This window comes from Mesorhizobium sp. B1-1-7 (assembly GCF_006442705.1).
Classification (GTDB): Bacteria; Pseudomonadota; Alphaproteobacteria; order Rhizobiales; family Rhizobiaceae; genus Mesorhizobium; species Mesorhizobium opportunistum.
This window is the reverse complement of sequence record NZ_VFWQ01000002.1, coordinates 278543-290361: the sequence shown is the minus strand read 5'-3', so window position 1 is coordinate 290361 and position 11819 is coordinate 278543. Positions and strand designations below refer to the sequence as shown.

At 63.4% G+C, this 11819-nt stretch carries 9 protein-coding genes; 3 read left to right on the top strand and 6 right to left on the bottom strand.

Features of this window, described 5'->3' with window-relative positions:
• Positions 1-87 precede the first annotated feature (87 nt).
• The gene (locus tag FJ978_RS03930) at positions 88-579 is read right to left on the bottom strand and encodes a universal stress protein (RefSeq protein WP_013891439.1); all 492 of its coding nucleotides are present in this window, start codon (positions 577-579) and stop codon (positions 88-90) included.
• A gap of 90 nt (positions 580-669) precedes the next feature.
• Positions 670-1737: a tryptophan--tRNA ligase gene (gene trpS, locus FJ978_RS03925; RefSeq protein ID WP_140570414.1), complete on the bottom strand. Its 1068-nt coding sequence runs from the start codon at positions 1735-1737 to the stop codon at positions 670-672.
• 240 nt (positions 1738-1977) lie between these two features.
• On the opposite strand from trpS, the gene FJ978_RS03920 reads away from it, so the two are divergent.
• The gene (locus FJ978_RS03920; protein ID WP_013891437.1) at positions 1978-2223 is read left to right on the top strand and encodes a type II toxin-antitoxin system VapB family antitoxin; all 246 of its coding nucleotides are present in this window, start codon (positions 1978-1980) and stop codon (positions 2221-2223) included.
• Entirely contained in the window at positions 2223-2627 is a 405-nt protein-coding gene (locus tag FJ978_RS03915; protein ID WP_023775798.1) for a type II toxin-antitoxin system VapC family toxin, read from the top strand. Before FJ978_RS03920 ends, FJ978_RS03915 begins: the two co-directional genes overlap by 1 nt.
• Here FJ978_RS03915 and murJ read toward each other — a convergent pair.
• From murJ to FJ978_RS03895, 4 genes are all read right to left on the bottom strand, one after another.
• Positions 2602-4200 (bottom strand): murein biosynthesis integral membrane protein MurJ, encoded by a 1599-nt coding sequence (gene murJ, locus FJ978_RS03910; RefSeq protein ID WP_013891435.1) that lies wholly within the window; start codon positions 4198-4200, stop codon positions 2602-2604. The two genes, FJ978_RS03915 and murJ, sit on opposite strands and share 26 nt — an antisense overlap.
• Positions 4201-4348: 148 nt before the next feature.
• Entirely contained in the window at positions 4349-7150 is a 2802-nt protein-coding gene (locus tag FJ978_RS03905; RefSeq protein WP_140570412.1) for a [protein-PII] uridylyltransferase, read from the bottom strand.
• An 89-nt stretch (positions 7151-7239) separates the two neighbouring features.
• A complete protein-coding gene (locus tag FJ978_RS03900) occupies positions 7240-8037 on the bottom strand; it encodes a glycosyltransferase family 25 protein (RefSeq protein ID WP_140570410.1) in 798 nt (265 codons plus the stop codon).
• A gap of 210 nt (positions 8038-8247) precedes the next feature.
• Positions 8248-9093: a glycosyltransferase family 25 protein gene (locus FJ978_RS03895; RefSeq protein ID WP_140570408.1), complete on the bottom strand. Its 846-nt coding sequence runs from the start codon at positions 9091-9093 to the stop codon at positions 8248-8250.
• A gap of 190 nt (positions 9094-9283) precedes the next feature.
• Here FJ978_RS03895 and FJ978_RS03890 point away from each other — a divergent pair, with 190 nt between their 5' ends.
• Entirely contained in the window at positions 9284-11788 is a 2505-nt protein-coding gene (locus FJ978_RS03890) for a heavy metal translocating P-type ATPase (protein WP_140570406.1), read from the top strand.
• Positions 11789-11819: the final 31 nt, after the last annotated feature.

The following is an 11819-nucleotide window of genomic DNA, read 5'->3' as shown; positions in this document are numbered from 1 at the left end:
GGAGCGGAGTGTACTTGAAGTACGTGAGCACCGGAAGCGCAGGAAGCCGTCATTTGCAGGCCGGCCTCACCTGGATATCAACCAACCTCAGGCGAGACTGTCGATCTCCTCGTCGGAAAGATTCTGCGGCACCACAGTCACAGGGATCGGGAAGGCAGCACCCTTGCCGGCCACGGCGCCGACCAGCGGCCCCGGGCCTTCCTTGCCGGCGCCGGCCGCCAGCACCAGGATGGCGATATCCTGGTCTTCCTCGATCAGCCTGTGGATCTCCTCCGTCGGCTTGCCTTCGCGCACCACCATCTCCGGCTCGATGCCGAGCTTCTGGCGCACCTTGTTGGCATAGCCATCAAGCGCCGCGCGCGCCGTGGCGTTGGCCTCTTCGCGCATGATCTTCTCGACGCCCAGCCAATGCTGGAAATCATCAGGGACGATGACATAGAGCAGCACCAGCGTGCCGCTGGTGCTCTGCGCCCGCTTCGAGGCGTAGGCGACGGCACGCTCGCATTCCGGCGTATCGTCGATGATCGTCAGGAATTTCCTGCGATGACCGGCTTCACGGATGAGGCGTTTGGAGACCATGTCTATCTGCTCGATGTGTTTTCGGCCGCAATCTGCCACCGCCACCATCTGGCCGCAAGCGGCCGGCCGGCGGCGGTGTCTTGGTACAGGTCAGCCCTGCAGCAGGCCGACGATGTCGCGCACCGTCTTCATCGTCGTTTCGGCCAGCACGCCGGCGCGTTCGCCGCCATCCCTGAGCACCGCGTCGACATAGGCGCGATCGCCCTGGATGCGGCGCATCTTGCTGGCGATTGGCGCCAGCTTCTCCACCGCCAGATCGGCCAGCGCCGGCTTGAACACCGAAAACTGCTGACCGCCGAATTCCTTCAGCACCTCGGCTTTGGAAAGCTCGGCGAGACCGGCATAGATGCCGACCAGGTTTTCGGCTTCCGGCCGGGTTTCCAGCCCGTCGACTTCGCTCGGCAAGGCTTCCGGATCGGTCTTGGCCTTGCGGATCTTCTTCGAGATGGTGTCGGCGTCATCCGTCAGGTTGATGCGCGACAGGTCCGACGGGTCCGACTTCGACATCTTCTTCGACCCGTCGCGCAGGCTCATGATGCGCGCCGCCGGGCCGCCGATGACCGGTTCGGTGATCGGGAAGAAGCCGTTCACCGTCTCCTCGCCGACCTGCATCTCGACGCCGACGCCAAGGCTGGCGATGCGATCGGAGAAGTCGTTGTTGAATTTCTGCGCGATGTCGCGGGTCAGCTCCAGGTGCTGCTTCTGGTCTTCGCCGACCGGCACATGGGTGGCGCGGTAAAGCAGGATGTCGGCGGCCATCAGCGAGGGATAGGCGAGCAGGCCCAGCGAAGCGTTTTCGCGATCCTTGCCGGCCTTGTCCTTGAACTGCGTCATCTTGTTCATCCAGCCGATGCGCGCCACGCAATTGAAGATCCAGGCAAGCTCGGCATGCTGCATGACCCGCGACTGGTTGAAGACGATATGCTTCTTCGGGTCGATGCCGGAGGCGAGGAACGCCGCGGTGATCGACCGCGTCTGGTCAGCAAGGTCATCATAGACGAGCTGCGCGGTCAGCGAATGCAGGTCGACGACGCAATAGATGCAGTCGGACGTGTCCTGCAGGGCGACGAATTTCTTGATGGCGCCGAGATAGTTGCCGAGGTGCAGATTGCCGGTCGGCTGGACACCAGAGAAGACGAGTGGCTTGAAGGCGGACATGGGTTTCCTCATGGCTTGTGGAGGGCCGTATAAGCATGATTCCAAAAAGTTGCAGACTTTTTGGAGCCAATCATGCAGCTGGAAACCGCGCGCGGCGAAAGTCTTGCGACGGCGCGCTTATGGACGAAGGGGGCGGCAGGATCAAGGGGCTGGTTGGCCCTCCAAAGGCTCCTCAAGATATTGACATTTTGATGTAGGTGGCTACATTGTTTCCGCTACATTCGATTGAGTAGGCACGTTATGACGATCAACATCAACAACAAAGAAGCGGATGACTTAACGCGAACCTTCGCTAGAATTGAGGGCGTTGGCATAACCGAGGCGATCGTGATTGCCATGCGCGAAGCGCTTGAGCGCCGCCGCAATCGCGAGACGCCGTTGGAGACGGCGGCAAGGCTGCGCGCCGAATTTGGAATCGAGCTCAGCGAGCAGGCGCGCAAACCGCTGCCGCGCTCGGTCTACGACGAATTGTCCGGCGAAGACTGATGTTTGTCGACGCGGCCGCTATCGTCGCGATGCTCAGCCACGAGGCCGAAGCGCAGCGCTGCGCACGGGCCGTCTTGGAAGCGTCGGCTCCGTTCACGTCGGCAATCGCGGTGTGGGAAGCGGCAATGGCCCTTTCGCGATCCGAAAAGCTAGCGGTGCCGGTCGAAGTGAGCCTCAAGATAGTCAGTCGTTTTCTCGAAGAACGGGCTATTGCCGTGCGGGAGCTTCCGCCTGCCGCTGACGCAACGTCATTGTCCGTTGAGGCTGCGTCGCGGTTTCGCAACAACGCCATCCGACTGAATTTGGCGGATTGTTTTCACTATGCTTGCGCGCGCTACTATGCCGTCCCAATGCTTTCGACAGCCGACGAATTCCGGCTCACGGATCTGAAGACTGTTCCTTAGGCTGTGGTGTCTCCTTGCGTCCGACATTGCGCCGGATCATGCCGAAATCGGCGCCACCCGTGGCAAACGCGGTGACGAAGTAGAGCAGCGCTCCACCGGCGACGAGCGTCAGAAGCGTCGTCGCTTTGACCACCAGCGGCGAGCCGGGGCCGAGTCTGACGGCCAGCCAATGCTCGGCGAAATACAGCGCCACCGCCATGACCGCCGCCGACAGCACCAGGCGTGGAATGCGCTTCAGGAGCGGCACGTCGCGGCCCCAATGGCCGCGCCGGATAAGCACGCCAAGCAGCATCAGCGCGTTGACCCAGCCGGCCACGGCAGACGCCACCGCGATGCCGGGTGCACCCATCCTGGGAAACAGCGTCAGCGCGGTGGCGACATTCACCGCCACCGAGATGGCGGCGAAGATCATCGGCGTGCGCGTGTCTTCGCGGGCGAAATAGCCAGGGGTGAAGGCCTTGATTAGCACGAAGGCCGGCAAGCCCAGGCCGAAGATCGCCAGGATCGCCGCCACCGTCGGCGTCGAATGGTTGGCGGCGAACGCGCCGCGCTCATAGACCAGCCGCACGATCGGCTCCGACATCACCCAGAGTGCCGCCGCCGCCGGCAAGGTCATGAACAGGGTGAACTCGACGGAGCGGTTCTGCAGATTGGCCGCCTCGATCAGATTGCCTGATTTCAACGCCCGCGACAGCTCGGGCAACAGCACGATCGCCACTGCCACGCCGACGACGCCGAGCGGCAGCTGATAGACGCGGTCGGCATAGGCGAGCGAGGACACGGCGCTGTCTTGCGCCGACGCGATCGCCGTGCCGATCAGCTGGTTGATCTGGGTGATGCCGCCGGTGATCGCCGCCGGCAGCGCTAGGATCAACAGCCGCTTCACGTTCGGCGTCATCTTCGGCCGGCGGAAGCCGATAGAGATGCCGGCGTTGCGCACCGCCACCCAGACGATGGCGAGCTGCACGATGCCTGCCGCCAAAACGCCCCAGGACAGGCTGAAGCCGACAGCACGTGCATCCAGCCCATGATACCAGGCGTAGCCAAGCACGCTGATCAGGATGATGTTGAGGAACGCGGGCGCGATCGCCGCCGCGAAATAGCGGCGCAGCGAATTCAGCATGCCCGCCATCATGGCGGCAAGCGACATGCAGATGAGGTACGGGAACATGATCGTCGCCAGTGCGACGGTCGTCTCGAACTTTCCAGGCGTGTCCGCAAAGCCCGGCGCCACCAGGTAGCGCACGATCAGCGGCATCGCCAGTTCCATGACGATGGTCAGTGCCAGCAGCGCGGTGAACAGCACGCCGAACACTTCCTCGGAGAAGCGCTTGGCGCCATCGGTGCCGTGCGTTTCGATCTCCTTGGCAAACAGCGGCACGAAGGCGGCGTTGAAGGCGCCCTCGGCGAACAGCCGGCGAAAGGTGTTGGGAAACTGGAAGGCGGCATTGAACGCGTCGGCCACCGGCCCGGTGCCCAGCGCCGCCGCCATCAGCATCTCGCGGCCAAACCCCAGTGCGCGGCTCATCAGCGTGCCGGAAGCGACTGTTGCGAATTTCTTGACGAGGCTCATGCGTTCGGAGACTGCCTGTGAGCAATTCCAGGAAAAGTGTTAAACGGTTTTCCGTCCGGAATTGTGTTGAAACAAAAAGTTGGAGCTATTCGCCGTTTCCGTGAAACGGCGAATAGCTCTGGAGATTGGGACAAAGTGATGATGGCTCTCACTCGGCGGCCGCCTTGGCCCTGCCGCCGCGCTCCGGCGCGGCGCCTTCGAGCGTCGCTATCAGCCGGTTGCGGATCGTGGCAATGCGGGCCGGACTGTCGATTTTCTGGCCGGTAAGGTCGGTGACGTAGAAGGTGTCGATGACCTTTTCGCCAAAGGTGGTGATGTGGGCCGACGCAATGTCGAGCGACAGGTCGGACAGGGTTCTGGTGATCTCCGACAGCAAGCCAGGGCGGTCGAGCCCCTCGACCTCGATGACCGAAAAGCGGTTCGACAGAGCATTGCGGATTTCGGCGCGGGGCGGGATCTTGAACACCTTGGAGCCGCGCCGTGGCTTGGTGCGCTTCTCGATCATCTCCGGCAACCAACTCTTGCCGGACAGCACGTCCTCGATCAGCCGGCCGACACGCTCGGCGCGCCGCCGCTCGTCCTCGTCACGGTCGAACTCCCTCGAGATCAGGATCGTGTCGAGGGCGCGGCCGTCCGACGTGGTGAAGATCTGCGCGTCGACGATGTTGCCGCCGGCGCCGGCGCATGCCCCGGCAATGACGGAGAGAAGACGCGGATGGTCCTGCGCCAGAACGGTGATTTCGGTCACCGCTTCGAACTGGTGCGTCTTGACCATGGTGGCAAGCTTTTTGCCCGCCGCATCCGCATCGCGGATGAATTCGGCATGGCGAAGCTGGTCCGGCAGGTCGACGGTCAGGAGATAATTCTCGTAGTGCTGGCCGACATAGCGTTTGCGGGCCTTGTCGGGCCAGTCGGCGAGCGCCTCGGCCAGGCGCTCGCGCGCCGCCGCCGTCCGCTGCGCACGTGACACTTCCGAGAAGCCGCCGGTCAAAAGCAGTTCGGTTTCATAGTAGAGCGTGCGCAGCAACTGGCCCTTCCAGCCGTTCCAGACACCTGGTCCCACGCCCCGGATGTCGCAAACGGTCAGGATCAAAAGCATCTTCAGCCGCTCGACCGACTGCACGATCGCGGCGAAATCCTCGATCGTCTTGCGGTCGTTGAGATCGCGGGTCTGCGCCGTCATCGACATCACGAGATGGTTCTCGACCAGCCAGGCAACGGTTTCGGTATCGGCCGGCGACAGCCCCATATGCGGGCAGATGCGGCGTGCTATCCGGGCGCCGGCCTCCGAATGATCCTCTGGCCTGCCCTTGGCGATGTCGTGCAGCAGCACCGCGACGTAGAGCGCTTCGCGGCTCTTCTTCAGGCCAGGCATCAGCGAATGCGACAGCGGATGCACCTTCTCGCCGTCGCCGCGCTCGATCTCGGCCAGCACGCCGATACAGCGGATCAGGTGCTCGTCCACCGTGTAGTGGTGGTACATCGAGAACTGCATCATGGCGACGATCTTGCCGAAATCCGGGATCAGCCGGCCCAGCAGCCCGGCCTCGTTCATGCGGCGCAGGTTGAGCTCGGCATTGCGATCCGACGTCAAGATGTCGAGGAACAGCCGGTTGGCCTCTTCGTCGCGCCTGAGCGACTTGTTGACCAGGCCGAGCGAGCGGGTGAGCAGCTTCAGCGCATCGGGATGGAATTCCAGCCCGTGCTTGTCGGCGAACCAGAACAGTCTGAGCAGATTGACCGGGTCGCGTTCGAACACCTGGTCGTCGGCGATGTTGATGCGGTGGTTGTCGACAATGAAGTCCGACGTGCCGGCAAGCTTGCGCTTGCGGCGCTGGAAGGTGAGGAAGATGCGGTTGAAGCCAGGCACATGCTTGGCCTGCTCCTCCTCCAGTGCCGCGCAGAAGATGCGCGTGAGGTCGCCGACATCCTTGGCGACGAGGAAGTAGTGCTTCATGAAGCGCTCGACCGCCGACAGGCCGGGATGGGTGGTATAACCCAGCCGTTCGGCGATCTCGCGCTGGATGTCGAAATGCAGCCGCTCCTCGGCCTTGCCGGTGAGGAAATGCATGTGGCAGCGCACCGCCCACAGGAAGTCCTCGGCCTTCTGGAATTCGCGATACTCGGCATCGGTGAAGACGCCCTTCTCGACCAGTTCTTCTCCAGTGCGCACCCGGTAGAAATACTTGCCGATCCAAAACAGCGTCTGCAGGTCGCGCAGGCCGCCCTTGCCGTCCTTGACATTGGGCTCGACAAGATAGCGGCTTTCGCCGGCCTTGGCGTGGCGCTCGTCGCGTTCGGCGAGCTTGGCCTGGACATATTCCGGACCGGTGGTGCGCACCACCTCATGGTCGAAGCGCAGCATCAATTCGTCATAGAGCTTGCGCTCGCCCCACAGGAAGCGCGCCTCCAGGATCGAGGTGCGGATCGTGATGTCGGTGCGCGACAGCCGCAGGCACTCGTCGATGTTGCGGGTGGCATGGCCGACCTTCAGCCCGAGGTCCCACAGCATGTAGAGCATGTATTCGACTGTCTGTTCGCCCCACGGCGTCTGCTTGTAGGGCAACAGAAACAGAAGGTCGATGTCGGATCCCGGCGCCAGCGTGCCGCGCCCATAGCCGCCAACCGCAACCACGGCCATGCGCTCGGCCGACGACGGGTTCTTCACCCGGTAGACATGGGTCGCGGCGAAATCGTAAAGCGCCCGGATCAGCTGATCCATCACATGCGACAGCCGCTCGGCGCAGGCATTGCCGCCGCCATCCTCTCTCAGCATGGCCTCGGTTTTTCTGCGGCCCTCGGCGAGCCGGCCCTTGAGAAGTTGGAGAGCGGCCGTGCGGATGATAGCGCTGGAACCATCGCCGGCGCTCGCCGCGGTCAGAGCGGTCATCTCGCGGCGCAAGGCTTCGCCGTCGATCAGTTCATGGAGCTTCAGGGAGATTTTCGCCATAGGTACCGGTTGGCCTTGCCTTTTGGGCGGCGTCTATAGCGCGTTTTCGCGGCGCTGGGTATGGGGCCGGCCGACAGTCCGAAATTGGCCTAGTCGGTTGCCTCAATGGGGCCGAAGGGCACGACAATCTGCCGCCGCAGCCTGCAGAAGTCGGCGATCCACCTCACGGTTCGCCCGGCTTCCCTGCTGATTCTCACGGCTGTCGGCTTGCTCTGCCTTGCCATAAGCCCGCTCGCGGTCCGTGCGGCATCTCGTTCCTGGTCAAGCAGGCTCGGCAGCCTGTCGCCGACGAACTGGTCTTGCGCGCAGAGGGCGGGAACAAGCTGGTAGATATTCCTGCCGGCCGACATAGCGGGGTTAAAGATGAGATCGTCGACAGCTATATTGACCTGCGCCGTTGCCTCCAGAAACTCGCGCGCCATTTGCCGCGAGAGGAGATAACCCCCAGCCCCTGGATGGCCCTTGCGGAGCCGGACCGTGGAAAAACCGTGTCCGGCAGGGGCCCTTCTCCTCTGGATCACGGTTCTGGAGAAGAACGTCTCGAGCTTCACGACGTCCGCGTCCGCCGGAACCCAGCTCGTATCGCCCAGCAACGCACCGGCTCTGCCGGAAAACACCATGTCGTCCTCGAAGACGGCGCCGTACGGGGCGTCGTCCTGGGCGATGATCGTCCAGCAGGCACGATGGCTATGCAGGCAGGCGATCTCGCTGCCGGCGAGGGGCCGGATGGCATGTATCGCGTGCTGCGGCTGCTGCACCAGATTGGGATGTTCCTGGGCATCGATCCCCGCGACCCGCTCGAACCCAATGCCGATGCGGGCGAACTCCGATGTCATGTGGACAAGTCGGTCGGGAGATCGATCGAGATTGATGACCAGGCGCTTCATTTGACGAAATCGTTGTCTTCCGGGAGTGGCGGCGTTCTCTAGCACACCGGAGCCGGTGTCTGTTGACTTTTTAAGAGTATTTTGCGCCGTGATGAAATGATAGTGCCGAAATGGTCAATTTCTACTTTGCCGGCCACAGCAAGTTCGAAGCAGTGCCTGAACCAAAACTACCGGGCTTTCGGATACGGATCGGTCTTGCCCTTTGGGCGTCTAAAGCGCGTTCTCGTTGCCGCCGGCGGCCAGGCAAGACATCGGCTCTTCAGCCGCAGGGGGATCGAGCGCAATGACCGTATAATGCCGCAGCTTGCAGTGATCGACGACCCACTCGACGACCCGCCTGATTTCTACCCTTATCTTCTCGGCGAGGGGCTTTCTGCGCTTGATGGTCAGCCCGCTTGCGACCCATTCGGCTTCGCGCTCTTCGTAAAGCAGGCTTGGCAATCTGTCGCCCACGAACTGGTCCTGCGCACAGAGTGCAGGAACAAGCTGGTAGATCGTCTTGCTTGCCGACGTCGGGAACGCGGGGTTGAAGAGGAGATCGTCGGCAGCTGCGCTGGCCTGCGCGGTAGCTTCCAGGAGGTCGCGCGCCATCTGCCTGGAGACGATGTAGCCGCCGGTCCCCATATGGCTCCTGCGAAGCCTGAATAGGGAGAAGCCGTTGCCGACGGCGATCCTTTTCCTCTGGATCATGGTCTTGCTGAAGAATGTTTCGAGTTTGACGGCATCGGCGTCGGCCGGAATCCAGCCACTATCGGCCAGAATGGCACCGGCTTTCGCGGAGAACACGACGTCGTCCTCGAAGACGGCGCCATAAGGGGCATCGTCTTGCGCGATGATCGACCAGCAGGCGCGATGGCTGTGCATGCAGGCGACCTCGCTGGAGGACAGGTGCCGGACGGCGTAGATCGCAAATTGTGGCTGCAGCGCCAACTCAGGATGGTCACGGGCATCGGTCGCGACGATTCGCGCGAAGGCGATGCCGATGCGGGCAAACTCCGCCGTGATGTGGGCGAGCCGGTCGGGAGACCGATCAAGATTGATGACCAGACATTTCATTGATCTACCGGGATTTGAATTGTTGTCGGAGGGCCGAGCGTTAGCACACGCAGCGCTACGGAATGTCGACTTTTTCTGGGCGAACCGCCGGGTCGAGCCGCGAAATACGAATAATCATAATGGCCCTTGACCTTCCAGTTACTGGAAGCACTACCTCCTGCCCGAAGCAGTTTGCTAAGGGCATTTTGGAATGACGCATTCAGATCACGATCATCACACGCATGGCGGCTGCTGCGCGCCGAAAAACGGGGCTGTGGACGTGGGCGCGGTCCTGCGCGATCCGGTCTGCGGCATGACCGTGGATCCGGCCGCCGGCAAGCCGACAGCAGAACATGGCGGCCGGCTCTATCATTTCTGCAGCGAAGGCTGCCGCACGAAGTTCCAGGCCGAGCCAGAACAATATCTGACGGCCTCCGACCCCGTCTGCGGCATGAGCGTCGAGCGCGCCACGGCCAGGCACTTTGTCCGCCATGAAGGCCAGGGCTTCTATTTCTGCTCCGCCGGCTGCAAGGCGAAGTTCGAGGCGGCCCCGCAAGCCTATCTCCGCGACAGGCCGGTGCCGGCGCCGATGCCCAAGGGTACGCAGTACACCTGCCCCATGCATCCCGAGATCGTCCGCGACAAGCCCGGCTCCTGCCCGATCTGTGGCATGGCGCTGGAGCCGATGGGCGTGCCGACTGGCGATGAAGGGCCTAATCCGGAACTGGTCGACTTCACCAGGCGGTTCTGGGTCAGCGCGGCCCTGTCGATCCCGCTTCTGATCGTCGCCATGGCGCCGATGGTGGGCCTGTCGTTCGAGGGACTGGTCGGGGATCGCACAAAGGTCTGGATCGAGCTGGCCCTGGCAAGCCCGGTGGTGCTTTGGGCCGCCTTTCCCTTCTTTCATCGCGGCTGGGAATCGATCCTCAACCGCAGCCCCAACATGTGGACGCTGATTTCGCTCGGTGTCGGTGCCGCCTATCTCTACAGCGTCGTCGCCACGCTGTTCCCGGACATTTTCCCGCATCAGTTCCGCGGCCATGGCGGTGCGGTGCCGGTCTATTTTGAGGCCGCAGCCGTCATCGTCGCGCTGGTCTTCCTCGGCCAGGTGCTTGAATTGCGCGCCCGAGAAAAGACCGGCTCGGCGATCCGCGCCCTGCTCGATCTGGCGCCCAAGACAGCGCGGCGGATCGCTGAAGACGGCTCCGAGAGCGACGTCCCGCTGGACGGCGTCAAGGCCGGGGACCGCTTGCGCGTCCGTCCGGGCGAAGCCGTTCCGGTCGACGGCACCGTGCTCGAAGGTCGCTCTTCCATCGACGAATCGATGATCACGGGCGAGCCGTTGCCGGTCGAAAAGACCGAAGGCGACGCGCTGACCGGCGGCACGCTCAACAGGCAAGGCTCGCTGATCATGCGCGCCGAACGGATCGGTTCCGAGACCACGCTCGCGCGCATCGTCGAACTCGTCGCCAAGGCACAGCGCTCGCGTGCGCCGATCCAGGGGTTGGCCGACCGTGTTTCCTTCTACTTTGTTCCGGCCGTCGTCCTGGTTGCCGTCGCGGCCTTCATCGCCTGGGCGGTCCTTGGTCCCGAGCCCAGCCTGGTCTTTGCCGTCGTCTCGGCGGTCTCGGTGCTGATCATCGCCTGTCCCTGCGCGCTTGGGCTTGCCACGCCGATGTCGATCATGACCGCCACCGGTCGCGGCGCTCTTGCCGGCGTGCTGATCAAGGAGGCCGCCGCACTCGAACGCTTTGCCTCCGTCGACACGCTGATCGTCGACAAGACCGGCACGCTGACCGAAGGCCGGCCGAAGCTGACCGATATCGTGGCCGCCAGCGGCTTTGCAGAGGACGACTTGCTGGGGCTTGCGGCAAGTCTCGAGAAGGGGTCTGAACACCCCTTGGCCGAGGCCGTCGTCGAAGGTGCCGCGGCGCGCGGCGTGACCGTCGCCGACGTCGGCGATTTCGAGGCGACCACCGGCAAGGGCGTTTCAGGCACCGTGTCGGGCAAGAAGGTCGCGCTCGGCAACGCCGCGATGATGCGCGACCTCGGCGTCGATGTTTCCGCCGTTGCGGCCAGCGCCGAGGCATTGCAGGGCGACGGCAAGACGGCGATGTTCGTCGCCGTCGGCGGCAGGCTGGCCGGCATCGTCGCCGTTGCCGATCCGGTCAAGGCGACCACCGCCGAGGCGATCAAGGCCCTGCATGACAGCGGCTTGAGGATCATCATGGCCACCGGCGACAATGAACGCACGGCCAAGGCGATCGCCGGCAGCCTCGGTATCGACGAGGTGCGCGCCGGGCTGTTGCCGGAACAGAAGGCAGCGCTCGTCGACGAGTTGCGCGGCAAGGGCGCCGGCGTCGCCATGGCCGGTGACGGCGTCAACGACGCACCCGCGCTTGCCGCCGCCGATGTCGGCATCGCCATGGGTACCGGCGCCGATGTCGCGGTCGAAAGTGCCGGCATCACCCTGGTCAAGGGCGATCTCAACGGGATCGTGCGGGCCCGCGCGCTGGCCCAGGCCACCATCCGCAACATCCGCCAGAACCTGTTCTTCGCCTTCCTCTACAATGTGCTTGGCGTACCGGTCGCCGCCGGCGTGCTCTATCCGCTCACCGGCACGCTTTTGTCGCCGATGCTGGCGGCGGCGGCGATGAGCCTGTCGTCGGTGTCGGTGATCGCCAACGCATTGCGGCTGAGAACGTTGAAACTCTGATCCGAGCCCCCAAATACCGAATCCTTGCAAC

Bases quoted from the DNA above. Each gene is read 5' to 3' on its own strand.
- FJ978_RS03930 (WP_013891439.1), bottom strand. From the start codon at position 579: ATGGTCTCCAAACGCCTCATCCGTGAAGCCGGTCATCGCAGGAAATTC.
- trpS (WP_140570414.1), bottom strand. From the start codon at position 1,737: ATGTCCGCCTTCAAGCCACTCGTCTTCTCTGGTGTCCAGCCGACCGGC.
- FJ978_RS03920 (WP_013891437.1), top strand. From the start codon at position 1,978: ATGACGATCAACATCAACAACAAAGAAGCGGATGACTTAACGCGAACC.
- FJ978_RS03915 (WP_023775798.1), top strand. From the start codon at position 2,223: ATGTTTGTCGACGCGGCCGCTATCGTCGCGATGCTCAGCCACGAGGCC.
- murJ (WP_013891435.1), bottom strand. From the start codon at position 4,200: ATGAGCCTCGTCAAGAAATTCGCAACAGTCGCTTCCGGCACGCTGATG.
- FJ978_RS03905 (WP_140570412.1), bottom strand. From the start codon at position 7,150: ATGGCGAAAATCTCCCTGAAGCTCCATGAACTGATCGACGGCGAAGCC.
- FJ978_RS03900 (WP_140570410.1), bottom strand. From the start codon at position 8,037: ATGAAGCGCCTGGTCATCAATCTCGATCGATCTCCCGACCGACTTGTC.
- FJ978_RS03895 (WP_140570408.1), bottom strand. From the start codon at position 9,093: ATGAAATGTCTGGTCATCAATCTTGATCGGTCTCCCGACCGGCTCGCC.
- FJ978_RS03890 (WP_140570406.1), top strand. From the start codon at position 9,284: ATGACGCATTCAGATCACGATCATCACACGCATGGCGGCTGCTGCGCG.